The sequence below is a fragment of the Streptomyces pyxinicus genome (assembly GCF_024753135.1).
GTDB classification, from domain to species: Bacteria; Actinomycetota; Actinomycetes; order Streptomycetales; family Streptomycetaceae; genus Streptomyces; species Streptomyces pyxinicus.
In genome coordinates, this window is sequence record NZ_JANUGP010000026.1 from 1 (window position 1) to 25,475 (window position 25,475).

The 25,475-nt window shown below is 73.1% G+C and carries 24 protein-coding genes; 13 read left to right on the forward strand and 11 right to left on the reverse strand.

The annotated features are described in order from the left end of the window. Positions 1-512, reverse strand: a 512-nt coding sequence (locus tag NX794_RS27360) for an NUDIX hydrolase (RefSeq protein ID WP_428985972.1), incomplete at its 3' end; no start/stop codon positions are given. A gap of 202 nt (positions 513-714) precedes the next feature. Between NX794_RS27360 and NX794_RS27365 the strand changes: the two genes are divergently transcribed. Then, the gene (locus NX794_RS27365; protein ID WP_258781774.1) at positions 715-4,020 is read left to right on the forward strand and encodes a S8 family serine peptidase; all 3,306 of its coding nucleotides are present in this window, start codon (positions 715-717) and stop codon (positions 4,018-4,020) included. Between the two features lie 73 nt (positions 4,021-4,093). Here the strand turns inward: NX794_RS27365 and NX794_RS27370 are convergent, their stop codons facing one another. Continuing rightward, a complete protein-coding gene (locus NX794_RS27370; RefSeq protein WP_258781776.1) occupies positions 4,094-4,471 on the reverse strand; it encodes a hypothetical protein in 378 nt (125 codons plus the stop codon). A 1,390-nt stretch (positions 4,472-5,861) separates the two neighbouring features. Beyond that, a complete protein-coding gene (locus tag NX794_RS27375) occupies positions 5,862-6,416 on the reverse strand; it encodes an RNA polymerase sigma factor (protein WP_258781777.1) in 555 nt (184 codons plus the stop codon). 340 nt (positions 6,417-6,756) lie between these two features. Between NX794_RS27375 and NX794_RS27380 the strand changes: the two genes are divergently transcribed. Beyond that, positions 6,757-7,776, forward strand: coding sequence for an aspartate-semialdehyde dehydrogenase (locus NX794_RS27380; RefSeq protein WP_258781778.1), 1,020 nt, complete (start codon positions 6,757-6,759; stop codon positions 7,774-7,776). Between the two features lie 158 nt (positions 7,777-7,934). Next, positions 7,935-10,502, forward strand: coding sequence for an aminopeptidase N (gene pepN, locus NX794_RS27385; RefSeq protein WP_258781787.1), 2,568 nt, complete (start codon positions 7,935-7,937; stop codon positions 10,500-10,502). A gap of 101 nt (positions 10,503-10,603) precedes the next feature. Here pepN and NX794_RS27390 read toward each other — a convergent pair whose 3' ends face one another. Further along, entirely contained in the window at positions 10,604-11,185 is a 582-nt protein-coding gene (locus tag NX794_RS27390; RefSeq protein WP_258781789.1) for an ATP-binding protein, read from the reverse strand. Continuing rightward, entirely contained in the window at positions 11,182-11,625 is a 444-nt protein-coding gene (locus tag NX794_RS27395) for an ATP-binding protein (protein WP_258781791.1), read from the reverse strand. The genes NX794_RS27390 and NX794_RS27395 overlap by 4 nt, the downstream gene beginning before the upstream one ends. Positions 11,626-11,777: 152 nt before the next feature. On the opposite strand from NX794_RS27395, the gene NX794_RS27400 reads away from it, so the two are divergent. The 3 genes from NX794_RS27400 (at position 11,778) to NX794_RS27415 (ending at position 13,685) form a co-directional block, all read left to right on the forward strand. Continuing rightward, positions 11,778-12,638: a helix-turn-helix domain-containing protein gene (locus NX794_RS27400; RefSeq protein ID WP_258781792.1), complete on the forward strand. Its 861-nt coding sequence runs from the start codon at positions 11,778-11,780 to the stop codon at positions 12,636-12,638. A gap of 4 nt (positions 12,639-12,642) precedes the next feature. Further along, positions 12,643-13,026 carry a DUF397 domain-containing protein gene (locus NX794_RS35955; protein ID WP_309506035.1) on the forward strand — a complete coding sequence of 128 codons (384 nt, stop codon included), beginning with the start codon at positions 12,643-12,645 and terminating at the stop codon, positions 13,024-13,026. 116 nt (positions 13,027-13,142) lie between these two features. Then, positions 13,143-13,685 carry a GntR family transcriptional regulator gene (locus NX794_RS27415; protein ID WP_258781793.1) on the forward strand — a complete coding sequence of 181 codons (543 nt, stop codon included), beginning with the start codon at positions 13,143-13,145 and terminating at the stop codon, positions 13,683-13,685. Between the two features lie 80 nt (positions 13,686-13,765). On the opposite strand, the gene NX794_RS27420 is transcribed toward NX794_RS27415, so the two are convergent. Beyond that, a complete protein-coding gene (locus NX794_RS27420) occupies positions 13,766-14,065 on the reverse strand; it encodes a hypothetical protein (RefSeq protein ID WP_258781794.1) in 300 nt (99 codons plus the stop codon). Positions 14,066-14,476: 411 nt separating this feature from the next. On the opposite strand from NX794_RS27420, the gene NX794_RS27425 reads away from it, so the two are divergent. Then, positions 14,477-14,956, forward strand: a complete 480-nt coding sequence (locus NX794_RS27425; RefSeq protein ID WP_258781795.1) for a hypothetical protein — start codon at positions 14,477-14,479, stop codon at positions 14,954-14,956. 721 nt (positions 14,957-15,677) lie between these two features. Here NX794_RS27425 and NX794_RS27435 read toward each other — a convergent pair. Then, positions 15,678-16,802, reverse strand: a complete 1,125-nt coding sequence (locus NX794_RS27435) for an EamA family transporter (RefSeq protein ID WP_428985969.1) — start codon at positions 16,800-16,802, stop codon at positions 15,678-15,680. A gap of 115 nt (positions 16,803-16,917) precedes the next feature. On the opposite strand from NX794_RS27435, the gene NX794_RS27440 reads away from it, so the two are divergent. Continuing rightward, entirely contained in the window at positions 16,918-17,415 is a 498-nt protein-coding gene (locus tag NX794_RS27440) for a MarR family winged helix-turn-helix transcriptional regulator (protein ID WP_258781799.1), read from the forward strand. 91 nt (positions 17,416-17,506) lie between these two features. Here NX794_RS27440 and NX794_RS27445 read toward each other — a convergent pair whose 3' ends face one another. The 3 genes from NX794_RS27445 to NX794_RS27455 are packed head-to-tail and all read right to left on the reverse strand — an operon-like array spanning position 17,507 to position 20,254. Then, entirely contained in the window at positions 17,507-17,782 is a 276-nt protein-coding gene (locus tag NX794_RS27445; RefSeq protein ID WP_258781800.1) for a hypothetical protein, read from the reverse strand. Between the two features lie 57 nt (positions 17,783-17,839). Then, positions 17,840-20,008, reverse strand: coding sequence for a 4-alpha-glucanotransferase (gene malQ, locus NX794_RS27450; RefSeq protein ID WP_258781804.1), 2,169 nt, complete (start codon positions 20,006-20,008; stop codon positions 17,840-17,842). Continuing rightward, positions 20,009-20,254, reverse strand: a complete 246-nt coding sequence (locus NX794_RS27455) for a hypothetical protein (protein ID WP_258781806.1) — start codon at positions 20,252-20,254, stop codon at positions 20,009-20,011. Positions 20,255-20,455: 201 nt separating this feature from the next. Between NX794_RS27455 and NX794_RS27460 the strand changes: the two genes are divergently transcribed. From NX794_RS27460 to NX794_RS27480, 5 genes are read left to right on the forward strand one after another with little or no spacing between them, the layout of a single operon-like run. Beyond that, on the forward strand, positions 20,456-21,061 hold the full coding sequence (locus NX794_RS27460; RefSeq protein WP_258781807.1) for an RNA polymerase sigma factor: 606 nt from the start codon (positions 20,456-20,458) through the stop codon (positions 21,059-21,061). Further along, positions 21,058-21,918 (forward strand): zf-HC2 domain-containing protein, encoded by an 861-nt coding sequence (locus tag NX794_RS27465; RefSeq protein ID WP_258781808.1) that lies wholly within the window; start codon positions 21,058-21,060, stop codon positions 21,916-21,918. The genes NX794_RS27460 and NX794_RS27465 overlap by 4 nt, the downstream gene beginning before the upstream one ends. 40 nt (positions 21,919-21,958) lie before the next feature. Next, on the forward strand, positions 21,959-22,732 hold the full coding sequence (locus NX794_RS27470; RefSeq protein ID WP_258781809.1) for an ABC transporter ATP-binding protein: 774 nt from the start codon (positions 21,959-21,961) through the stop codon (positions 22,730-22,732). Further along, entirely contained in the window at positions 22,729-24,075 is a 1,347-nt protein-coding gene (locus tag NX794_RS27475) for a hypothetical protein (RefSeq protein WP_258781810.1), read from the forward strand. Before NX794_RS27470 ends, NX794_RS27475 begins: the two co-directional genes overlap by 4 nt. Then, positions 24,072-24,479, forward strand: a complete 408-nt coding sequence (locus tag NX794_RS27480; RefSeq protein WP_309506036.1) for a hypothetical protein — start codon at positions 24,072-24,074, stop codon at positions 24,477-24,479. Before NX794_RS27475 ends, NX794_RS27480 begins: the two co-directional genes overlap by 4 nt. A 211-nt stretch (positions 24,480-24,690) precedes the next feature. Here NX794_RS27480 and NX794_RS27485 read toward each other — a convergent pair whose 3' ends face one another. Beyond that, positions 24,691-25,227 (reverse strand): HNH endonuclease, encoded by a 537-nt coding sequence (locus NX794_RS27485; RefSeq protein ID WP_258781811.1) that lies wholly within the window; start codon positions 25,225-25,227, stop codon positions 24,691-24,693. Positions 25,228-25,475 lie beyond the last annotated feature (248 nt).

Sequence of the window (25,475 nt, forward strand, 5' to 3'; positions counted from 1 at the left end):
TGTCCGGTCCTCTGGGGGGTTGCCTCGGGGGTTGCCTCGGGGGTTGCCTCGGGGGTTGCCTCGGGGGCGGCATGAGGGGTGGTGCCGGCTCGTCCGCCGGGTGGCCGTTCGCGCCACAGGCGCAGTGCCGTGTCGATCAGCGGCACCCGGACCAGTCCGGTGACGGCGTCCAGGTCCTGCCAGGCGGCGAGGTCGGTGGAGCCGCCCACCTCGTGGCGGAGTTCGCCGCCGGTGACGACCGCCTCGTACACGATCCGCACCCCGTGGTGGTCGACCCGGCCGCGGGCGGCCCGGCGGGGCAGCAGATGGCGGGCGGAGTCGATGCCGAGCAGGCCGGTCACCTCGACGCGGTACCCGGTCTCCTCGGCGACCTCGCGGCGCACGGTGTCGTACGGGTCCTCGCCGTGCTCCATGCCGCCGCCGGGCAGCACCCACTCGGGCGTGCCGTCCGGTCCCGGCGAGCGGGCCAGCAGTATCCGGCCGTCACGGACGCACACGGCGTAGGCCGCCACCCTCAACTTACGTCGCATTCCCCGACGTTAGCCGCGAAGACCGCGCCGGACCAACGGGGGGAGATCCGCCCGGATCACCCCGAAATCCATCGGGGGTTTTCCCCATACATGGATATCGATTCGGTCAACGAACCCCAAATTCCTGCCCTTCGGGTAAAGCTGAGCGCTCTCGTTCACACGTTCCTTTACCTGAGGGATGCCGATGACCCACACGCCCGAGCGTGATCCCATATCCGGTCCGAGACGCCTGGCCCGCATAGCCGCGGCCGTGGGTGTCGTGGCCGCCCTCGCCGCGACCGGGTCGGTCCCGCTGGCCGTCGCGGCGGACACCCCGACCGCCCCGGCCGCCGATCCCGGTCTCAAGTCCGCCCATGCCAAGCTGGGTTCGGACGACGCCGACGCGCTCGCCGAGGCCAAGGCCGACGGCACCAAGAACGTCACGATGATGATCGCGACGGCCCCCGGCCGGACCGAGCAGGTCGCCCGGGAGCTGGACGCGGTCAAGGGCGGCTCGGTGGGCCGCAGCTACGACAAGGTCGGCTACGTCCGCGCCACCGTCCCCACCGCCCAGGCCGACGCGGCCATCAAGGCCGCCGCCGAGCTCACCTCGGTGCACGCGATCGACCTGCGCCAGGAGATCCCGCTGGACGACCCGGCGCCGAACACCGCCACCACCGGCAAGTCCGCAGCGGCGAAGAGGACGTACTCGGGACCGGGCAAGAGCACCCCGGCGGAGAACCCCTACAACCCGTCGTTCGAGACCGGCGCGGTCGATTTCGTCAAGAAGAACCCCAAGGCGGACGGCCGGGGCGTCACCATCGGCATCCTCGACTCCGGCGTCGACCTCAGCCACCCGGCGCTCCAGAAGACCAGCACCGGCGAGCGCAAGATCGTCGACTGGGTCACCTCGACCGACCCGATCACCGACAGCGACGGCACCTGGCGCCGGATGACCAACCCGGTCAGCGGCCCCTCCTTCAGCTACGGCGGCGCGAACTGGAAGGCTCCCGCGGGCGACTACCAGGTCAACCTGTTCCGCGAGAACGCCACGGCCGGCGGTGACGCCAAGGGCGACGCCAACCGCGACGGCGACACCACCGACTCCTGGGGCATCCTCTACGACCCGGCCGCCGGCACGGTCCGCGTCGACCTGAACAACAACTTCGACTTCACCGACGACACGCCGATGAAGCCGTACAAGGAGGACCACCAGGTCGGCTGGTTCGGCACCGACGACCCGAAGACCGACGTGGCCGAGCGCCAGCCGTTCGTCGTGCAGATCCGCAAGGACGTGCCGACCGACCCCTACGGCGGCGACTGGGTCGGCAAGAAGGCCGACTTCGTCAACATCGGCGTCATCGAGTCCGAGCACGGCACCCACGTGGCCGGCATCACCGCCGCCAACGGGCTGTTCGGCGGCAAGATGAACGGCGAGGCCCCGGGCGCGAAGATCGTCTCCTCGCGCGCCTGCACCTGGACCGGCGGCTGCACCAACGTCGCGCTCACCGAGGGCATGATCGACCTCGTCGCCAACCGCGGCGTCGACATCGTCAACATGTCCATCGGCGGCCTGCCGGCACTGAACGACGGCAACAACGCGCGCGCCGAGCTGTACACCCGGCTCATCGACACCTACGGCGTCCAGCTCGTGATCTCCGCGGGCAACTCCGGCCCCGGCGCCAACACCATCGGCGACCCCGGCCTCGCGGACAAGGTGATCTCCGTCGGCGCGACCATCTCCAAGGAGACCTGGGCCGCCAACTACGGCTCGGCCGTCTCCACCCGGTACGCGATGATGCCCTTCTCCTCACGCGGCCCGCGCGAGGACGGTGGCTTCACCCCGACCCTGAGCGCCCCCGGCGCGGCGATCAACACCACCCAGACCTGGCTGCCGGGCTCCCCGGTCGCCGAGGCGGGCTACTCGCTGCCGGCCGGCTACTCCATGCTCCAGGGCACCTCGATGGCCTCCCCGCAGGCCGCCGGCGCCTCCGCGCTGCTGCTGAGCGCGGCCAAGCAGCAGCACGTCGACCTGACCCCGGCGACCCTGCGCACGGCGCTGACCTCGACCGCCGACCACATCAAGGGCGCGCAGGCGTACGAGGAGGGCGCGGGCCTGATCAACATCGTGGACGCCTGGAAGTCCATCCGGCGCGGTGCCACCGCCCACGACTACACGGTCAAGGCACCGGTCGACACCGCGCTCGACTCCGCCCTGAAGACCCCCGGCTTCGGCACCGGCCTGTACGACCGCGAGGGCGGCCTGAAGGCGGGCCAGAAGAAGACGTACGACGTCACCGTCACCCGTACCTCGGGCCCCGCCACGCCGGTGCGCCACGAGCTGTACTTCGAGAACAACGCCGAGCACACTTTCAAGATCCTCGGCGACGACGTGGTCAAGCTCCCGCTGAACCAGCCGGTGACGGTGAAGGTGCGGGCGGCTCCGCGGTCGGCGGGTCTCAAGAGCGCGATCCTGGAGGTCGACGACCCGCGTACCGAGGGCGTCGACAAGCAGATCCTCTCCACCGTCGTCGTCTCCGCGCCGGTGAAGTACACGGTCGCGGCGTCGAGTTCCGTCCAGCGCAACGCCACCACCTCCTACTTCGTGACCGTGCCCGAGGGCGCCAAGTCGCTGGAGGTCGCGATCGGCGGCCTCGCCTCCGGCAGCCAGACCCGGTTCATCGCCATCAACCCGTACGGCACGCCGGTCGACAACACCTCGACGCCGTACTGCTACAACAACTACCTCGACGGCAACGGCTGCAAGCCCGACGTGCGCTCGTACGCCGACCCGCAGCCCGGCGTCTGGGAGATCGAGGTCGAGGCGCGCCGCACCTCGCCGCTGCTGGACAACCCGTACCGGCTGGACGTCACCGCGCTCGGCGCGGTCTTCGACCCGGAGACCGTGACCGTGCCCGAGGCGAAGGTCGGCCGGCCGGCCACCGCGTCCTGGAAGGTGACGAACAAGTACGCCGCGCTGGACGGCAAGCTGGTCGGCGGCCCGCTCGGCTCCGCCAAGACCGCCCGCCCGGCCATCAAGCAGGGCGAGACGCAGACCTCCACGGTGACCGTGCCGGCCGGCGCGAAGTCGCTGGACGTGGCGATCGGTTCGGTCTCGGACACGGCGGCCGACCTGGACCTGACGGTGTACGACGCGTCCGGCAAGGAGGTCGGCAAGTCCGCCGACGGTGACTCGGAGGAGGCGGTCTCCGTGCCGTCCCCGGCCGCCGGCACCTACACCATCGAGGTCGCGGGCTACTCGATTCCGTCCGGCTCGACCGACTACGACTACCGGGACGTGTTCTTCGCCCCCACCCTCGGTGCGGTGACGGTGGACGACACGGCCGGCGTCAAGCTCGGCACCGGCGACACGGCCACGGTCAGCGGCACCCTCACGGCCGCCGCCGAAGCCCCGGCCGGCCGCGAGTTCTTCGGCCAGGTCCAGCTCGTCAACAACCGCGGCACGGTCGCGGGCACGGGCAGCGTGAAGATCGAGAAGGTCACGCCGTAACGGGGTGACGGCTGGTTGAGGGGGGCGGGCGCCGTGCGTGGGCGTCCGCCCCCTTTCCCTCGCGCCGCGCTTCTCAGCGTCGTCCGGCCGCTGGGCAGGTGGCGTGACGGGAGTCCGGCAGGGCCTCGGTCAGCCAGGCGCGGGCGGCCTTGACGGGGGCCTCGCCGACGGCCCACAGGTCGGCGTTCTGCCGGTCCCGCGCGACCCGTACGAGCACCGGTTGCCCGGTGTGCGGTGCGGGCTGGGAGCCGTCGAGCAGGAAACTGACCCGGACCGGTGCGTGCGCGGGCTTGTAGGCGCGGCCGACGGTCACCGTCACCCGGCTCCCCCCGGACTCGCCTCGCGGCTCCACCTTCACCACCGTGCCCTCCACGACCAGCCGGGAGCAGGCCAGCTCCCCCACCGGGTCGGCCGGCCGCCCGAGCTTCCCGCCGTCGGCCGGCGCCTGCACGGCACTCTTCGCGTCGGCACTGCTCCCACCCGTATCGCTCCCCGACTGCGTCACCAGCCACCCGAGGCCCAGGCACAGGACGGCCGCCCCGACGAGCGCCCCGAGCGCGATACGCCCGGCCCGCCCACGACCCGACGACCGCCCGGGCCCACCCGGGGGCCGGGACCGCCGAGCCGTCCCGCCGAGCCGTTCACCGCCGACTGGAGCGGGGCGCCCGGCGGCGGAGCCCGCGCCGGACGAGGCCCCAACCTCGGGCTCGCCAGGAGACGCGGCGACTGCCGCCCCGGCCGCCCGCACGCCCGCCGGGCCCGACGACCGCCCGGGCCCACCCCGGGGCCGGGAGCGCCGGACCGTCTCGCCACGCCGCTCGCCGCCGACTGAAGCGGGGCGCCCGGCGGCGGAGCCCGAGTATGACGGCGCCCCGGCCGAGGGCTCGCCAGGCGGGGTTACATCCGCCTCACCGGGAGACGCGGCGGCTGACGCCCCGGCCGCCCCCACTCCCGCCCCGTCCGACGACCGCCCGAGCCCACCCCCGAGCCGCGAGCGCCGAGCCGCCCCGCCACGCCACTCGCCGCCGACTGAAACGGGGCGCCCGGCGGCGGGACCCGAACCAGACAGCGCCCGAGCCTCGGGCTTGCCAGGCGGGGCTACCTCAGCCTCGCCGGGAGACGCGGCGGCCGACGCCCCGGCCGCCCCCACTCCCGCCCCGTCCGACGACCGCCCGAGCCCACCCCCGAGCCGGAAGCGCCGAGCTGTCCCGCCACGCCGCTCGCCGCCGACTGAAGCGGGGCGCCCGGCGGCGGGACCCGAACCGGACGCCGCCCGAGCCTCGGGCTCGCCGGGCGAGGCCGCGTCCACCTCACCGGGAGACCCGGCGGCTGTCACCCCGGCCGCCCCCGCACCCGCCGGGTCGCCCCCGGCGACAGGCGCACCCGCCGACTCCCCACCCGGCCTCCCCCCGGCCGACTCCACCGAACCCCCCTCGGCCACCCGATCGCGGCCCGACGCCGCCGAGCACCCCAAGGCCGCCCGACCACCGACCGACTCCGCCAAATCCCCCTCGACCGACCCACCACCAGCCGGCCCCGGCAAGCCCCCTTCGGTCGTCCGCCCGTCGGCCGACTCGACCGCGGCCCTCGCCGCCGCCTGACCGCTCTCCAGCCCCGCAACCGGCCCCGCACTCACCGCCTCCCCCCGCACAGCCGCGGCGCTGTCCGCCGTAGGCCGTGCCCCCGGCAGGTCCTCCCCCCGGGGCTCGCGGACCGGCTCTGCGCTGGCCCGCTGCCGCTCCCCCGTCAGTGCCTCCGCGAGCCAGGTCAGCTGTTCGCGCAGGAGGGCGTCCATGTCCTCGTGCGTCACACCGTCACCGCTCTCGTGTCCGGCGGTCACGTCACACCACCTCGTCCTCGTGCAGCCGCTCGCGCAGGGCGCGGACCGCCGTGTGCAGCCTGCTCTTGACCGTGCCCTCGGGGACACCCAGCTCCTCCGCGATGCCCCGCACGGGCAGGTCGGCGAAGAAGCGCAGGACGAGCACCTGCCGTTGGGTGTCGGGGAGTTCGTCCAGCCCGCGCGCCACGGCGAGGGAGAGCAGGCTGGTCTCCTCCCCGGAAGGGTGCGCCGGCTCGCGCAGCGCCGCCAGCCGCTCCCCCAGCCGTTCCTGGCGCCGCCTGGCCCGGTGCCAGTCCATGGCCAGGTTGGACGCCACCACCGCCGCCCACGCCGACACGTCCCGCGGGGCCTCGCGCCCGCCGGCGGTCCGCTCCAGCAGCCGCAGCCGTACCTGCTGTACCCCGTCCGGCAGGTCCGACTGCGGCACCCCGCCGAGCGCGAGCACCGCCCGCACCCGGCGTTCCTGGGCCGCGTCCAGCGGATCGTCGGCCCCGTCGGCACACTCCGTGCCGACGGCGCCCGACCCCTGTTCGCGGCACGCCCCTCCGCGCAGCACACGCCACCCCCTCCCGCGTTCGCCCCTACGACGCGCGAGCCCGCCGGAACGTTCGGCCGCCCCCGGAGTTTCCGCGCCGGCCGCAGAGGCGTACGTCACACCGTCGTGTGGCCGGAAGGCACCCGGGCAGGGACCCGGACGGCACAGCTTGCGGCGCCGGAGCCTCGCGAAGCGAATTTCTGCAGCTCAGCGGGGTCCCGGGCGGAGGTATGGAACCGCCCGGCGGGTGATCGTGTCCCATTCCTCGGGCACGCTGCGCGAAAAATTGGACAGGTCGACCGGGGTCGGCCGCATGATGGAAAAGCCCCGGTCACGCGAGACACGGATAGAGGGAGTCACTGTGAGGGTCGGAATCGTCGGAGCCACCGGTCAGGTCGGCACGGTCATGCGCGGGATCCTCACGGAGCGGAACTTCCCGGTCACGCGGCTGCGCCTGTTCGCCTCGGCCCGCTCGGCCGGGACCGTGCTGGACGGTGTGACGGTGGAGGACGCGGCCACCGCCGACTACAGCGGCCTCGACATCGTGCTGTTCTCCGCGGGCGGCGCCACCTCCAAGGCGCTGGCCGAGAAGGTCGCCTCGCAGGGCGCCGTCGTGATCGACAACTCCTCGGCCTGGCGCAAGGACCCGGACGTGCCCCTGGTGGTCTCCGAGGTGAACCCGCACGCGATCGCCGACCGCCCCAAGGGCATCATCGCCAACCCGAACTGCACCACCATGGCCGCGATGCCGATCCTCAAGCCGCTGCACGAGGAGGCCGGCCTTGAGGCGCTGGTCGTCGCCACCTACCAGGCGGTGTCCGGCTCGGGCCTCGCGGGCGTGGCCGAGCTGCACGGCCAGGTGCAGAAGGTGGCCGCCGAGGCCGACAAGCTCACCCACGACGGCGCGGCGGTCGACTTCCCCGAGCCGGGTGTCTACAAGCGCCCCATCGCCTTCAACGTGCTGCCCTTCGCCGGCAACCTCGTCGAGGACGGTCTGAACGAGACCGACGAGGAGCAGAAGCTGCGCAACGAGTCCCGCAAGATCCTGGAGATCCCGGCGCTGAAGGTGTCCGGCACCTGTGTGCGCGTGCCCGTGTTCTCGGGCCACTCCCTCCAGGTCAACGCCCGCTTCGCCCGCCCTCTCTCCCCGGAGCGCGCGACCGAGCTGCTGGCGAAGGCCCCGGGCGTCGCCCTCTCCGACATCCCGACCCCGCTCCAGGCGGCCGGCCAGGACCCGTCGTACGTCGGCCGTATCCGCCGTGACGAGACGGTGGACAACGGCCTGGCCCTGTTCGTCTCCAACGACAACCTCCGCAAGGGCGCGGCCCTGAACGCCGTACAGATCGCGGAGCTGGTGGCGGCGGAGCTGTCCGCCAGGTAGGCGGTGGCGGCACAGGGGCGGTCACCGGTGGGTGGCCGCCCTTCGGCATGTCCGGCCCCGGGCTCGGCGCCGCCCGCACCGGTGGGAACCGGACATCGCGTTCCCGGTGGCTCGCATGGAAGGATGAAGCGACCGACACATCACGAGGAGATGACCGCGTGCCTGGCACAAACCTGACTCGCGAAGAGGCGCAGCAGCGGGCCGAGCTGCTCACCGTTGAGTCGTACGAGATCGAACTTGACCTCACCGGCGCGCAGGAGGGCGGTACCTACCGGTCCGTGACCACGGTGCGCTTCGACGTCGCCCGGGGTGACGCCGAGACCTTCATCGACCTGGTGGCACCGGCCGTGCACGAGGTCGCCCTGAACGGCGACCAGCTCGACCCCGCCGCACTCTTCCAGGACTCCCGGATCACCCTGCCGGGGCTGCTGGAGGGCCGCAACATCCTGCGTGTCGTCGCGGACTGCGCGTACACGAACACCGGCGAGGGCCTGCACCGCTTCGTGGACCCGGTCGACGAGCAGGCCTACCTGTACACGCAGTTCGAGGTGCCGGACGCCCGGCGGGTGTTCGCCTCCTTCGAGCAGCCGGACCTGAAGGCGACCTTCCAGTTCACCGTGAAGGCGCCGACGGGCTGGACCGTCATCTCCAACTCGCCCACGCCGGAGCCCAAGGACGACGTCTGGATCTTCGAGCCGACGCCGCGCATCTCGACGTACATCACGGCGCTCATCGCGGGCCCGTACCACTCGGTGCACAGCGTGTACGAGAAGGACGGGCAGTCGGTGCCGCTCGGCATCTACTGCCGGCCCTCGCTCGCCGAGTACCTGGACTCGGACGCGATCTTCGAGGTCACCCGGCAGGGCTTCGACTGGTTCCAGGAGAAGTTCGACTTCGCGTACCCGTTCGCCAAGTACGACCAGCTGTTCGTGCCGGAGTTCAACGCGGGCGCCATGGAGAACGCGGGCGCGGTGACCATCCGCGACCAGTACGTCTTCCGGTCCAAGGTGACCGACGCGGCGTACGAGGTGCGGGCGGAGACCATCCTGCACGAGCTGGCCCACATGTGGTTCGGCGACCTGGTCACCATGGAGTGGTGGAACGACCTGTGGCTGAACGAGTCGTTCGCCACCTACACCTCCATCGCCTGCCAGGCGGCGGCGCCGGGCTCGCGCTGGCCGCACTCGTGGACGACGTTCGCCAACTCGATGAAGACGTGGGCGTACCGGCAGGACCAGCTGCCGTCCACGCACCCGATCATGGCGGACATCGGCGACCTGGACGACGTGCTCGTCAACTTCGACGGCATCACGTACGCCAAGGGCGCCTCCGTCCTCAAGCAGCTGGTGGCCTACGTCGGCGAGGACGAGTTCTTCAAGGGCGTGCAGGCCTATTTCAAGCGGCACGCGTTCGGCAACACGCGTCTGACCGATCTGCTGGGCGCGCTGGAGGAGACCTCCGGGCGTGACCTGAAGACCTGGTCGAAGGCGTGGCTGGAGACCGCCGGCATCAACGTCCTGCGGCCCGAGATCGCCACGGACGCCGACGGCACCGTCACCTCCTTCGCGGTCCGCCAGGAGGCCCCGGCGCTGCCGGCCGGTGCCAAGGGCGAGCCGACGCTGCGTCCGCACCGCATCGCGATCGGCCTGTACGAGCTGGCCGAGTCGGGCAAGCTGGTGCGCACCGAGCGGATCGAGCTGGACGTGGACGGCGAGCTGACCGCCGTACCGCAGCTGACCGGCAAGCGCCGTCCGGCGGTCGTGCTGCTCAACGACGACGACCTGTCCTACGCCAAGGTCCGCCTGGACGAGGAGTCGCTGCGGGTCGTCACCGAGCACCTCGGCGACTTCGAGGCGTCGCTGCCGCGCGCGCTGTGCTGGGCGTCGGCGTGGGACATGACGCGGGACGCCGAGCTGGCCACCCGTGACTACCTTGAGCTGGTGCTGTCCGGCATCGGCAAGGAGTCCGACATCGGCGTCGTGCAGTCCCTGCACCGCCAGGTCAAGCTGGCGATCGACCTGTACGCGGCGCCGGCCACCCGGGAGGCGCTGCTGACCCGCTGGACCGAGGCCACGCTCGCGCACCTGCGGGCGGCGGAGGCGGGCAGCGACCACCAGCTCGCCTGGGCGCGGGCGTTCGCGGCGACCGCCCGTACGCCGGAGCAGCTCGACCTGCTGGAGGCCCTGCTGGACGGCTCGCAGACGGTCGAGGGGCTGGCCGTGGACACCGAGCTGCGCTGGGCGTTCGTGCAGCGGCTCGCGGCGGTCGGCCGGTTCGACGAGGCGGAGATCGCGGCCGAGTACGAGCGGGACCGCACCGCCGCCGGCGAGCGGCACGCGGCCACCGCCCGCGCGGCCCGCCCGACGGAGGAGGCCAAGGCGGAGGCCTGGGCGTCGGTCGTCGAGTCCGACTCGCTGCCCAACGCGGTGCAGGAGGCTGTCATCGGCGGCTTCGTCCAGACCGACCAGCGCGAGCTGCTGGCGCCGTACACGGACCGCTACTTCGAGATCCTCAAGGGCGCCTGGGAGTCCCGCTCCCACGAGATCGCCCAGCAGATCGCGGTCGGCCTCTACCCGTCGGTCCAGGTCTCCGAGGACACCCTGACCAAGACGGACACCTGGCTCACCACCACCGAGCCCGTCCCGGCCCTCCGCCGCCTGGTCTCGGAATCCCGCGCGGGCGTCGAGCGGGCGTTGCGGGCACAGTCGGCGGACGCTACGGCGTAACGTCACGCGCTTTTGAAGATGGCGTCCGGCACCGCGCCGGACGCCCTCTTTCTGCGTGGATCGTGCGCCTCCGCCCGCCACCTCCTCCTACGGCGTCCGGATCAGACGAGTTCCCGGAGTCCGTCGAGGACGCGCTGCATGAGGGCGGTGGTGGCCACCCGCTCCATCCGACCCCCCGGCGGCCTGATCTCGTTCGGCACCCGTATCGGCATGGCGGGAAAAGGCGGCGGCTTCGGCGGCTCGTCGAGCGACATTTCGGCCCAGACGACCTTGCCGCCGACGGCCGGGCGGTAGACGTCCCACCCCTCGGTCATGGCCTCGATGAGCGGCAGGCCACGGCCGCCCTCGGTGTCGTCGTCCGGGTCCTTCCGTACGGGGGCGTCGGTGCTGCGGTCCCAGACCTCGACGTACAGCCGCCTGTCGGTGATCCGAAGCTGCACCGCGACGACGTGCTCCGCCGTGATCGCCGTCCACCTCGGCTGCGGCTCGGTGATGCCGGTCGCCTTGACGGCGTTGGTGACGAGTTCGCTCACCACCAGCTCGGCCACGTCGACGTAGTCCGGCACCTTCCAGCGCCGGAGCGCCTGCCGGACGAACATGCGCGAGCAACCGACCGCCGAGGGCACCGCGGCCAGGCGCAGACTGGTCGCGTAGTACAGCTGGGGTGCGGCCGTCCGATTCACCGGAACACCGCCTGCTCGGTGTCCGGGGCGACCCGCGTGCCGAGCAGGACCTCGAACCACACGCTTTTGCCGATGACCCTGGGAATCACGCCCCAGCGGTGCGCGAGCGAGGCGACGACGGTCAAGCCCCGCCCGAACTCGCGGAGTTCATCCGGTAACGGTGTGGGCCGCAGTATCCGCGGCCGGCCGGTCGCCGCGTCCCGGACGTCCACCCGCAGGCGGTCGTCGAGAAGGCGGTACGTCACCTGCACCTGACTCCCTCGGCCCGCGTCCCCGTGGATCACGGCGTTGGTGACCACCTCCGAGACCAGCAACGCCAACTCAGCAGCGATCTCCGGGTGTTTCCACTTGCCGGCTAATGCCCTGGCATCGGCACGAGCGGCTCTGACGCTGGGTCGCTGCCGCCGGTACCGCGCTTGCTCCGTCCCCTGATCCGCCATACCTGCCCTCTTTGATCGGATACGGGGGAGCTTGCGGCGATCTTGAGTGTGGAGTACCAAAGCCCCCATTTTGAGGACGTTCGATGGGTTGTTGCCGCAGCCGCGCGCGAGCGGCACACTTGACCCGCACGAAGAAGAGGAGGGGCTCGAACGTGCCCGCCAACAGCAACCCGACGATCCGTCAGCGACGGTTGGCTCGGCGCCTCAAGGAGCTGCGAAACAGTGCCGGGCTGACTCACGCCGACATCGCCAAGGTGCTTGGTTCGGCCGAGTCGAAGGTCGGACGGATCGAGGGCGCCCAGTCCGGCATCCGCCTCCCCGACCTTCGCGCCTGGATGGACGCGACCGGGGTCACCAACCCGGCCGAGCGCGCCGAGATCGAGGAACTCTCGCGCGAAGCGAAGAAAAAGGGCTGGTGGTCGCGGTACACCAACGCCGTCGATTCGGCGTACGCCGCCTACGTCGCCATCGAGTGGGACGCGGCCGAGCTGTACAACGTCGAGACCAACCTTGTTCCGGGGCTCCTTCAAACGCCGGAATACACCAAGGCGCTCATCGAGCTGCAAGTGCCGGATGCCACCGAAGAGCATGTCGAGACACAGATCAATGTGCGCAGCGAACGGCGGAAGGTGCTGACGCGCGAGAACCCGTTGCAGCTCTGGGTGATCATCTCGGAGAGTGTCCTGCACCACCGCGTCGGCTCGAACGAGGTCATGAAGGCGCAGATCGAAGCACTGGTCGAGGACAGCAGGCGGTCGAACGTACCGCTTCAGGTGCTGCCCCGGAACGACCCTATGAACGCATGCCTCTTCGGGCCCTTCGTCATCATGAGCTTCCCGGCGTCGACCGAGACGGACATCATTTACACCGAATCGCCGACCAGCACCCTGTACTACGAGGAACCCGCCGACGTCGACACCTACTCCACCCTGTTCCGGCGGTTGAACATGGCCGCGGCGAACGTCCGCGATTCACGGGCACTCATTCTGGGCGCCATAGAGGAAATGGAATAAGACGGTGAAGCCTTACATCGAGCGCGCTTCGGCTGCCGGACTGGAGTGGGTGAAGTCCTCGTACTCCGGCAACAACGGCAACTGCGTCGAGGTCGCCGCCCTTCCTGGTGTCGGCCGGGCGCTGCGTGACAGCAAGACTCCGGACGGCCCCGCCCTGGCGTTCGGCACCACCGAGTTCGACGCCTTCTTGTCGGCTGCCGGAGTGGAGTGGGTGAAGTCCTCGTACTCCGGCAACAACGGTGACTGCGTCGAGGTCGCCACCCTCCCTGGCGGCGGCCGGGCCCTGCGTGACAGCAAGACCCCGGACGGCCCCGCCCTGGCGTTCGGTACCACCGAGTTCGACGCCTTCGTACGGGGCGTCGCGGGCGGCGGGTTCCGCAGGGCGTAGAGCGCTGGAAGCCCACCCCCATGAGCGCCCGACCCGTTCTGCGGTCGGGCGCTTCTCTGCATCGATCTCGGGCTCGACGGGCGGCGGAATCCACGCCCCGAACACAGGAGGACCGTGTGAGTGACAGCAGCTGGGTCAGCACCTCGATGCCCTACCTGACTCCGCCGAAGCAGGGGCAGCCCGACGCCTGGGCCGCCGAAGCCGCGGCGCGGGGCCGGAAGGGAAGCCAGCGCGTCGTGTTCGCCGGTGAGGTCCCCGCTCCGGACGAGGTCGCCGCGCTGTTCGGGCTGTCGGCGGGAGAGACCGTCGTCGTACGCCGCAGGGTCATCGAACTGGACGGCGAACCGAACGAGTTGACGGACACCTATTACCCCCTCGACATCGCCCGCGGCACCCGCCTCGCCGAGAAGGGGAAGATCCCCGGCGGAGCCGTGACCCTCCTCGCCGAACTGGGCCACGTCGGCGCCCGCGTACGCGAGGACGTCACCGCCCGCATGCCCAGCGCCGAGGAGTGCGAGGCTCTGCGCATCACGCCGGATCAGCCACTGCTCCGCCTCAGACGCCTCACCCTCGACCAGCACGACCGCCCCATCCAGGCCGACGAGATGCTCATGCCGGCCCATCGGCAGCAACTGCGCTACGAGATGCGCATCGGGTGACCACGCCCACCGACGACACCTGATCCCCGGACAGCGGCCCCTGCCTGTCCAGCTCCGCGTGAGGTACGCGTCGATGGCGCCTACTGCATGACGCGGACACTCCATCCCCTGGGGAAGAAGCCGTTGCTGATCGGCGCCACCAGGCCGATCGCGTTGCCTGCGCATGCCGGCTGGTCGAAGACAACCACCGGGGAGCTGGTGTAGTTGTGCACGATGAGATTGAGCGGACCGCCGTCATGGCATGACCACCGGGCGGGGTCGGTGATGACACGTTGGTTCAGGTGCAAGTTCCCGACCGCGGCGTCGGCCGACTGAGTAAGACCGAGCGTGAGCAGAGCGCTCCCGCCGAGCACGCCGAGTACGCGCGTGAGACGACGCAAGACGACCTCCCTGATCCTGGGATTTCGGCCCGCTCACCCGTCGGCTCCATCTGAACCTCCGGGGCGGCGCCTTGACGACCTGAACGGTAGGGAAGAGAGCGGCCCGGGCGCCAGGAGCTTTCCCCACTCCGGGACGGTGGAACGGCGAAACCGGCCGCGACCAGCAACGATACGCGCCGCTGGAACGCCGAAACGGGACGGCCTGCCCCCGCGCGGCCGATGGCACAAGCTCGCGTCCGTCGAAGTCCGAGGGCAGACGGTCAAGGTCCGGTGACACAGGACACCCCACTCGGCGCGCGAGCCCGAGCCGACCTCGAACTCGTGCGCCGATGAAAACAATTGAGCGAGACGGGATGGTGTGATGGAGTCTGTCGCGGCGCGCGCCATCGCGCCCGAACGAGGGGAAACATCTTGAACATACGTATCGGGGGAGCATCGGCCGTGCTGGCCGTGCTGTTGACCGCTGCCACGGCTGTGTCGGCACACGCCGACGACCGCGACGTACGTCCGGGCAGCTACCGTGCCGCCACCGCCGCCGGGCCCATTCACGGTTTCGAGACCAAGGGGGACTACGTCCACTTCTCCCACACCGTGAGCCACACGATCAACGCTCACGGCTGGTGGAAGAAGTACGACGGCCCGGCGACACACGCGAAGATCACCATCTGGCTGCAGGTCAAGACCGGTTCCGGGTGGAAGAATCTCGACACGGGAGTCAAGACGGTTCCGCCGGGCGGAGGAAGCAACAAGAGGGCGGTCGCCAACTGGAAGTGCACCAACCTCATCGCGAAGAACCAGTTCCGGACCGTGGTGGACGCGGACATCGTCGGCTACCCGGACGGTGACTCGAAACTCACCACGAAGACGCAGACGCTGTACTGCGGCATCTAGCGTCGGATCCGGCATCCGGATCCAGTGTCCCGCCGACGGATACCGGTCCCGTGCGGAACGAGTGCGTACAGAGAGGTCATCGCGTGTACTACGAGACGCTTGTCGCCCTGCACGGGGTACTCGACCGGTATCCGTGGGCGTCGCATCTCACGTGCGACGCCCACGGCAGCGAACTGTACGACCTGGCCATGCGCAGGGCAGAAGCCTACGGCTGGTACTCCACCGGCGGATGGACCTACGAGTACCAGGGATGGGGCGAGGCCCGGATCGTCCAGGACCCGGGGCGCTGGGCCGATGCCCTGGCCGGCGGGGACTGGACGCAGGACGGGAAGGTCCGGGAACTGGCCTGGATGTCGGCGGAGATCCCGGTCGACGTCCGTGAGCCGCGTCTCCCGCTGCTCCACGTGACGCGCATCTTGTCGGACGCGGTGCATCGGATCGGGCGCGTCCGGTTCACCGGGCTGCATGCTGTCCTCCCGCTGCAGGAGCTTGTCGGTGACGCCGATGACGACTTGCGGGCGATGCGGAAGTGGTTCGCCCTCACCGACCCGTCCAGGTCGGTTCCCGTGAGCGTCACTGTCGCCGCCGGACCCGCGATGCGAGGGAAGGACACGGCGGTGCGCGACGCCATCAAAGAGCGGCTCGGCGACATCGCGGAGGCCGAAGTGGCCGCTGGGGCACTCGACTTGTCCGGTATGGCGGACGTGGCCGGTGAGCACGGCTACAACAAGGGTCGTGACCGTGGCGTGCTGCGGTTCGTGTGTCGCGTGCCGGAGTGGTCGGTGGACGCCGCCGTGTGGCTGGTCGAGGTCACGGGTGACGCGTTGCGTGCGGCCGGGTGCGCCGAGCAGGTCGTGGTGACCGCCTCACTGGCGTCCTCCTCCTCGTAAAGCGGCTGGATGACCGTGCCGGGGGCGATCCGGCGCGCCGTCGTCGTGCGGGGGCCCATCGCATCTCCCCGACCGGTCCGTTCAGGGAAACTGGCGGAACGGCTGCCCAGTTGGCCGACGACCGTCGCGCCGAACGCCACCGCCAGGCCCGCGAGTTGCACGGGAGTCAGGGTCTGGTCGAGGGCCGCCCAGCCGACCACGGCCGCGGTCAGTGGGGAGAGCGGGCCCAGGAAGCCGACCTGGACGGCGGTGAGGTGGGCGATGCCGCGGAACCAGAGCCAGTAGCCGACGGCGGTGTTGGCCAGGGCGAGGTAGAGGTAGCCGCCGACGGCGCGGGCGTCCAGCGCGGGCGGGGCACCCTCGACGAGGAGGGCGAGCGGTGCGATGAGCAGGCCGCCTGCGGTGAGCTGCCAGCCGGTGAGGGCGAGTGGTCCGACGCCGGCGGGGCGTCCCCAGCGTTTGGTCAGCACCGTTCCGGCCGCCATGCAGGCGGTGGAGGCGAGGGCGGCGAGGACTCCGGTCACGTCCAGCGCGCCGGTGCCCTTGAGCACGACCAGGCTGACGCCGAGTGCGGCGGTGATGCCGGTGAGCAGGGTGCGCGCGGCCGGCCGCTGCCCGAGCAGCAGCGCCGAGAGCGCGACGACGAGCAGCGGCTGCACGGAGCCGACGACCGCGGCCATCCCGCCGGGCAGGCGGTACGCGGCCAGGAAGAGGAGCGGGAAGAAGGCGCCGATGTTCAGCGCGCCCAGCACGGCCGCCTTGGCCCACCAGGCGCCGCGCGGCAGCACCCGGGTCGCGGCGAGCAGCAGCAGTCCGGCGGGCAGCGCGCGCACCAGAGCCGTGAACAGGGGGCGGTCCGGCGGCAGGAACTCGGTGGTGACGGCGTAGGTGGTGCCCCAGGAGACGGGGGCGAGGGCGGTGAGGGCTATCAGGGCGGCGCGGGAGCGGGTGGCCATGGAGCACCCTTCAAGGGTCGGTCGATGCAGGTCGCTTGCAAGTAGCTTAGCTCTAAGCGACTTAGCGTCAAGTGACTTTCTTGCGGGTGAGCGGAAGCGGGCGGATACTCGCCGCATGCAGCAGCACCAGGACCCCGTCGACGCGATCATCGGCCAGTGGGCACGGGTACGGCCCGACCTCGACACCCGGGCGATGGAGGTCTTCGGCCGCGTCTTCCGGCTCGCGCGGGCCATGGGCGACCGGATGGAGAAGGCGTACGAGCCCTACGGCATCTCGCGCGGCGAGTTCGACGTGCTGGCCGCCCTGCGCCGGGCCGGCGAGCCGCACACCCTCTCGCCCCGGCAGCTGTCGGCCACCCTGATGCTCACCACCGGCGGGATGACCGGGCGGCTGGACAAGCTGGAGCGGGCCGGGCTGCTGCGCCGCTCCCCCGACCCGCACGACCGGCGCGGGCTCCAGGTCACCCTCACCGAGGAGGGGCTGCGGGTGCTGGACGAGGCGGTCGGGGCGGGCCTCGCCGAGCAGAGCGACGCCCTCGCCGCCCTCGCCCCGGAGCAGGCGGAGCACCTGGCCGGCCTGCTGCGGGACCTGCTGGACGGGACCGTGAAGTAACCGCCCGCACAGACACGAGAAACACCGGAGGCGCCGGTCCCGCCCGCATACGCGGCGGGAAGGCGGCGCCCCCGGTGACGGAGTCGAGCGGTCAGGCCTTGGTGCCCGGCCTGACGGAGATGTTGGACGTGGTGGCGTCCTTCTTGTTGTGGGACTTGTCCAGCGCCATCACCAGGCCGGCGATGACCGCGAACAGCGCCACCGGGAGCAGCACGTAGAGGCCCAGCGTCTGGATGACGCTCAGGCCCGGGCCGGGGTCGTCGCCGTCGTCGCGGGTCAGCGCGAGCGCGGGGGACGACATGAGCAGCATCATCAGCGTCGTACCGGCGGCCAGGGCGCCGGCGCGCAGGGCGTTCTTCTTGTCCACGATCTCAAGTTAGCGAATCACCCGGACGGCCGCGCGCCCGGGGTCCCGTACGCGGGCTCACGCGCCCTCCGCCGGCGCGAACGCTTCGCCCTCCGCCGGCGCGAACGCTTCGCCCTCCGCCGGCGCGAACACGTCGCTCTCCGCCCGCGCGAACACGTCGAGCAGCGCCCGCAGCCGGGGCGAGGCCGTCAGCTCCTCCAGCGGCACCGGGCGGCCGTCGTGGTCGGCGACGGGCAGCCGCCAGTTCGGGTACTGGTCCCAGGTGCCCGGCAGGTTCTGCGGGCGCCGGTCGCCCACCCCGTCGGGCAGCCAGACGCCGATCAGCCGGGCCGGGGTGCGCAGCAGGAAGCGGTGGACGGCGCGGATCTCCTCCTCCTCGTCGGTGCCGGGCGGCCCGGCGGCCGTCAGGTGCAGCAGGCCGAGGCTGCCCAGCAGGGCGAGCCACTCGGCGATGTCGGCGGTGGCCTCGGCGCGCTCCTCGCTGACCGGGCGGGTGAGCAGGCCGAGCCGGTCGCGCAGCTCGACGTGGTCGCCGGTGAGCCGGGCCGCGGTGGGCGGCAGGTCGTGGGTGGTCGCGGTGGCCAGGCAGTCGGCGCGCCAGTGCTCGGGCGGCAGCGGGCGGCCGTCGCCCGCCCAGTCCCGCTCGAAACACAGCACGGAGGTGCCGAGCACCCCGCGCCGCTGGAGCCGCTCACGCACCCCCGGCTCGACGGTGCCGAGATCCTCGCCGATCACCAGGGCCCCGGCCCGGCCGGCCTCCAGGGCGAGGATCGCGAGCATGGCGTCGGCGTCGTAGCGGACGTAGGTGCCCTCGGTGGGCGGGCTGCCCTGCGGCACCCACCAGAGCCGGAACAGGCCCATGACGTGGTCGATGCGCAGCGCGCCCGCGTACCGGAACAGGGCGCGCAGCAGGTCGCGGTAGGGGGCGTACCCCGTGGCGGCGAGCCGGTCGGGGCGCCAGGGCGGCAGGCCCCAGTCCTGGCCGCGGGCGTTGAAGGCGTCCGGGGGCGCACCGACGGAGGTGCCGGCGGCGAACACGTCCTGCTGCGCCCAGGCGTCGGCGCCCTCGGGATGCACACCGACGGCGAGGTCGTGCACGATCCCGACGGCCATCCCGGCCTCCCGGGCGGCCCGCTGGGCGGCGCGCAACTGGCCGTCGGCGAGCCAGGCCAGGCGGGCGTGGAACTCGACCCGGCCGGCCAGTTCGGCACGGGCACGGGCGGTGCCGGGCGAGCGGGGGTCGCGCAGCTCGGCGGGCCAGCCGCGCCAGTCGGAGCCGTGCGTCTCGGCGAGGGCGTACCAGGTGGCGTGGTCGTCGAGGGCCTGGCCGTGCGCGGCGCGGAAGTCGTCGTAGGCGGCCTGGCGGCCGGGGCCGAGCGGGACGCGCAGGACGATCTCCAGCGCCGCGCGCTTGACGTCCCACACGGCGTCCCGGTCGATGAGGGCGCCCTGGTCGAGGACGGCGGTGCGCAGCCGTTCGGCGCGCTCCAGGAGGGGGTCGAGGCGGGCGCGGTCGGTGACGTACCCGTACTCGGGGATCTCCTCGATCCGCAGGTGCACCGGGTCGGGGAAGCGCCGGGAGGACGGCCGGTACGGCGACGGGTCGGTGGGCGCCCCGGGCACGGCCGCGTGCAACGGGTTGACCTGCACGAACCCGGCGCCCGCGGTGCGTCCGGCCCAGCCGGCCAGCTCGGCCAGGTCACCGAGGTCGCCCATGCCCCAGGAGCGGCGGGAGAGGAGTGAGTAGAGCTGGACGAGCAGCCCGTGGGAGCGGCCGGGCGGGGCGGGCAGCCGGTCGGGGGCGACGACGAGGTGGGCCGTGCCGGTGCGGCCGTCGGGGGCGGTGGCGGTCAGGCGGTGGACGCCGAGCGGCAGTTCGACGACTCCGTCCCAGCCGTCCCGGTGCCGCCCGTCCTCGGTGGCGACGCTCAGCAGAGTGCCGGCGGGCAGCGCGGCGAGGGCGGCGGGGGGTTCGGCGCCGGCCCAGTGGACCACCGTCGGCGGCAGCAGGCGCTCGCGCAGCTCGTGTTCCCGTACGGCGAGCGCGGCGCGTACGGCGTCCGGGGTGCCCGCGTCGACGCCGAGGGCGGCCAGCGCGGCGACCACGGCGGAGGCGGGGACCAGGACGGTCAGGTCGGGGGCGGGGCTGTAGGAGGTGGCGACGCCGTGCAGCTCGGCGAGCCGGGAGAGATCCAGCGCGGGATCCTCGTCGTGCGCCGCGGGCATCTACACCCCCGGGGCGTAGCAGTCGGGAATCGGGTCGGCCTCGCTGGTCAGCGGGGTGGCCTCGGCGAGCGGCGGCTCACTGGTCAGGGGCTCGGCGTCGGGCAGCGGCGGCTCACTGGTCAGCGGCGCCTGCGTGCACGCGCCCTCCGCGCTGAAGACGTACGCCCGCCTCTCGTCGGTCTCGGCGGACTGCTCCGCCTCGGGTTTCCACTGGGCGGGGACGGTGAGGGCAGCGGGTGCGGGCACGAAGGTCTCCTCGGTCGTGGGCGGTCGCGTCCGGATCCTCGGGGGGACCCCCAAGGGTGGGATCGGACGCGTGTCCGGCTCGGGGCCGGACTCAGGCAGGCCTACCCCGAACCGGCCGAGCCACTCGCGACCGCTGCCGGAGCACCGTGATCCGGCACCGCCCCGCCGGTCGATAGAGGGGGTGTGAGACTGTTCCGCCCCGTGGGGGGCCAGCGGGAGAAGGACGACGACGGGGACGCGGCGCTGCTGCGGGCCGTCGCCGCGGGGGACACGGCGGCGCTGGGCACGCTGTACGACCGGCACGCGGGCTGGCTGCACGCCCGGCTGACCCGGCGCTGCGCGGACCCGGAGGTGGTGCGCGAGGTGGTGCAGGACACGTTCGTCACGGTGTGGCGGTCGGCGTCCGGGCACCGCGGGGAGGCGGCCGGCGGCTGGCTGTGGACGATCGCCGCCCGCCGCCTGGTCGACGCGCTGCGCGCCCAGGAGCGGGTCACGCGCCTCGCCGGGCCGCCGCTGGAGGCCGGGCTCCCGGGCGGCGGCGGGCACGGGGTCACCGCGCCGTCCGCCGAGGAGCGGGTGCTGGCGGGGCTGGAGTACGGCGATGTCGGCGCCGCCCTGGACCGGATCTCCCCGGAGCTGCGCGAGGTGCTGCGCGCGACCGTCGTGGACGGGCTGAGCACCCGCGAGGCGGCCCGGCTGCTCGGCATCCCGGAGGGCACCGTCAAGTCCCGGGCCCGGCGCGCCCGCGCCGAACTGCGGGCCGCCCTCGACCTGCTGAACCCGTCCCCGCTGGGAGGCACGGCATGAGCGACGGCAACACCCACATCTGGCACGTGAGCGCCGGCCGCGCCGCCCGCTACGCCGACGGCACCCTGCCCGAGCCGGACACCTGGTCCGTGGAGAAGCACCTGGAGGGCTGCGCCGGCTGTGCCTCCCGGGTGTCGGCGGCGGTCCGCGGCACGGCGGCGGGTCCGGTGCTGGCGCAGGTGCGGGACGCGGTACTGGCACGGGCGACACCGGTACCCGTCCCCGCCGTCTCCCGCCTCGCCCGGCTCCTGTGGGCCGCCGGTCCCGCCGTACGCGGCGCCTGGCCGCCCGCCGTACTCGCGGTGGCCGTCGGCGCGCTGGCCCTCTCCCACGGCGCCGGGCTCCCCGGGGCGCGGGCGCTGCTGCTGGCCGTCGCGCCGGTACTGCCGGTGGCCGGGGTCGCGCTGTCCTACGGCCCGGCCGCCGACCCGCTGTACGAGGTCACCGCGGCCACCCCGGGCGGCGGGCTGCGGCTGGCGCTCGTCCGGACGGTCGCCGTACTCGCCGTGAGCCTGCCGCTGCTGACCCTCGCCGGCCTGCTGCTGCCCGCCTCCGGAGCCCCGGCCGCGGTGGCCTGGCTGCTGCCGGGGCTGGCGCTGACGCTGGGCACGCTGGCCCTGGCCTCCTTCACCGGCTGCCGCACGGCGGCCGGGCTGACCGGCGGCGGCTGGCTGTGCGCCGTCCTGGCGCCGGTGTCCGCCGCGCCCGGCGGGCCGCTCACGGCACGGCTGGCCGAGCAGCTCGGCCGCTGCCTCGACGGCACCGGGACGCAGGGCGCGTGGGCGGCGGCGGCCGTCCTGAGCGCGGCCCTGCTCGCGGCCCGCCGCCCGGCGTACGACCGCCCGTTCGGCCGGTGACGTGCCCTCCTCTCTCTTCCTCCTCTCTTCCGGAGACACCTTGACCTCGATCCACGTGACCGGACTGCGCGTCCGGCACCGCAGGAGGCTCGCGCTCGACTCCGTCGACCTGGACCTCGGCACCGGCGTGCACGGGCTGCTGGGGCCGAACGGCGCCGGGAAGACCTCCCTGATCCGGGTGCTGGCCACGGTGGCGCGGCCGGACGCCGGGCGGGTGGAACTGCTCGGCGCGGACGTCGCCGACCCGCGCGGCCGGGCCGGGGTACGGCGCCGGCTCGGCTATCTGCCGCAGGAGTTCGGCTACTACCCGGGCTTCACCGTGCGCGAGTTCGTGGCGTACATGGCCTGGCTGAAGGAGATCCCGGCGGACCGGGTGCCGGCCGCCGTGGCGCGGGCCGTGGCCCGGGTGGGCCTCGCGGACCGGGCCGACGCCAAGGTCAGGACGCTGTCCGGCGGCATGGTGCGCCGGGTCGGCATCGCGCAGGCCGTCGTGAACGACCCGGAGGTGCTGCTGCTGGACGAGCCGACGGCCGGACTCGACCCGGAGCAGCGCGTGGAGTTCCGCGAGCTGCTGCGCGAACTGGGCGCCTCGGCGACCGTCGTGGTCTCCACGCACCTGGTGGAGGACGTGGCCGCCGCCTGTACGGAGGTCACGCTGCTGGAGGGGGGCCGGATCGCCTACCGGGGCACCCCAAAGTCGCTGACCCGGCTCGGCGAGAGTTCCGGAGGCCCCGGCGACCACCCGATCGAGCGCGGCTACACGGCCGCCCTGCGCGCCCACCGCACCGCCGAGCGACGGGAGGCGCTGCGATGAACGGCACGGCCACCGCGTACCGGACCCGGACCACCAGGCGTTCCGTCCGCCACCCTCTGCGTGCCGAGGCGCTGCGCGGTTTCGGCCCGCTCGCCGGGGCCGCCGTCGCGCTGAGCCTCGTCGTGGCGCTGGCCGGCAGGGCACGCACCTGGCAGGGCGGCTGGGCGGAGACCGCGGACACCCTGCACACCATCCTGTTGGTCGGGATCCCGCTGGCCGCCGCCGCGGGCTGCTGGCAGGGCGGCCGGGAGCGGCGGCGCGGGACGACGGAGCTGTGGGAGACGGCCGCCCGGGGCCCCTTGTCCCGGCTGCTGGTCTCGGCGCTGCCGGTGGCGTTCTGGGTGGCCGCCGGCTACCTGCTCACCGTGGCCGGGGCCCTGCTCGCCACCTGGCCCTACGCCCGCGGCGACCACCCGCACCCGGCCCTGGTGCCGGGCAGCACCACGGCGATGGCGGCGGCCGCCCTGCTCGGGCACCTGGTCGGGCGGCTCGTGCCGACGCGGCTGGCCGCGCCGCTGCTGGCGATGGCCGGGTACGTCGGCCTCGGTGCCGCGACCGTCCGTTCAGGCTCCCTCAGCCCGCTGAACCCGGCCGCCACCCTGGCGGACGACGTGCTGCCGGTGTGGTGGCAGCCGCTCGCCATGACGGTGTGGACGGGCGGGCTCGCGCTGGCCGCCGCGCTGGCGTACGCGGCCCGGCGCCGGACGACGGCGGTGCTGCCGCTGGCGGCGGCCGTGGCCGCGGGGGCGCTGCTCGTGGGGACCGGTGACGGCCTGTGGCACACCGACCCGCTCACCCGGCGCCAGGTGTGCGACACCACCACCACTCCCGCGGTCTGCGTCAACGCCCGGTACGCGCGCCTGCTCCCGCAGGTCAGGGACGCTCTGTCGGGTGTCACGGGGAAGCTGGCGGGCGTCCCGGGACTGCCGGCGCGCTGGGCGGACCGGCCCGGCGGACCGCACACGGACGAGGCGCGGCTGCCGATGCTCACACCGCTCGGCTGGCACTTCGTACGCGGCCGGCTGATCGATCCCGAGCAGTTCGCGTGGGAGGCCGTGACGGAACTGAGCGGCCAGGGTGACTGCCCCTACGACGAGGAGCCGAGCGACCGCGCCCACCGGGCGGACGACGCGGTGGAGGCCTACCTCGCGCCGGGCAGGACGCGGAAGTATGTCGACGAGATCGACGCCCGCGGCGACCGGGCCCACCGTACCGACCTGCGCGCCCGGCTGGCGGCCCGCGCCCGGCTGGCCGGGATGGGCGAGCGGGAGCGCTGGGCGTGGCTGTCGGCGTACTTCGCGGCCCGGGGACGCTGCGACACGAAGGGGGTGCCGGCGCTGTGAACGGTCCGCTGCGGTACGCCCGCTCACGGGCGCTGCCCTTGGCGCCGGCCGCGCTCGCCGGTACGGCCGCCTTCGCGGTGTGGGCGGCCGGTCTGCTGGACGCCTGTCTCGACCCGGACCGCCGGGTGCCGGTGGTCGCGCCGGCACCGCTGCCGGCGTCGGCGGTGATCGGGACGAGTCTGTACAGCGCCTCGGCGGAACTGGACCGCACGGCCGTCCGCCCCTGGTGGCCGCGGCGGCTGGCGCAGTTGCCGGCGCTGACGGCACTGGCCGGGGGGCTGCTGTCGCTCGCGGTGCTCGGGCACCCGGACGTGTTCGGACCGCCGGCGGTGCTGCGCAACACGTTGGGCTGTACGGGGCTCACGGCGGCGGCCGCCGTGCTGTTCGGGGCGCGGCCGAGCTAGCTGCCCGCCTTCGGCTACGTCACGGCGGTGTGCCTGGGCGCGGCGGCCGGGCGGCACGGTCGCGCGGCGGCGGTGTGGGCGTGGCCCGTGCAGCCGAGCGCGCAGGCCGGGGCGTGGGCGGCGGCGCCGGCCGCGTTCGCGCCGGGCGCTGTACGCGGTGTCCGCCCGGAGGGCCCTCGCGGCTGAACCGCGCCACGAGGGCGGGGCCCGGTCAGGCCGAGATGCCGTCGATCCGGGCCAGGGCGTCGTCCGCGCCGTACGGCTGGAGGTAGGGCAGCCAGCGCGGGTCGCGGTGGCCGGTGCCGATGATGCGCCAGGCCAGGCCGGAGGGCGGGGCCGGCTTGTGGCGCAGCCGCCAGCCCAGCTCGACGAGGTGGCGGTCGGCCTTGACGTGGTTGCAGCGGCGGCAGGACGCCACCACGTTGTCCCAGACGTGCTTGCCCCCGCGGCTGCGCGGGATGACGTGGTCGACGCTGGTTGCGACGCCACCGCAGTACATGCACCGGCCTCCGTCGCGCGCGAACAGCGCCCGCCGGGTGAGGGGGACGGGTCCGCGGTAGGGGACCCGCACGAAACGCTTGAGCCGGACCACGCTGGGGGCGGGGACGGTGACGGTCGCGCTGTGCAGATAGGCGCCGGATTCCTCCAGGGAGACGGCCTTGTTCTCCAGGACGAGGACGAGCGCGCGGCGGAGCGGTACGACGCCGAGCGGCTCGTACGACGCGTTGAGGACCAGGACGTGCGGCACGGGTGCCTCCTTGGGCGTCGGCGGCGCGTGGCTCGCGCCGGGACGATCTGAGGTCAGTCTCCCCTCATGCCTGGTGAACGCGCCACCATGTCCCGGTAACGGGCTGGGAGTGTTTTCGACCACACCCCATACATCCCCAGGACCACGGCCTGTTCAAGCCGGAGTGAGTCCGGTCTCTCCTGGGGGCCCGCCTGGTGGATCCGCGCGGGGCACCCGCCATGCCCCGTTAGTGTGGTGGTCCTGTCCGT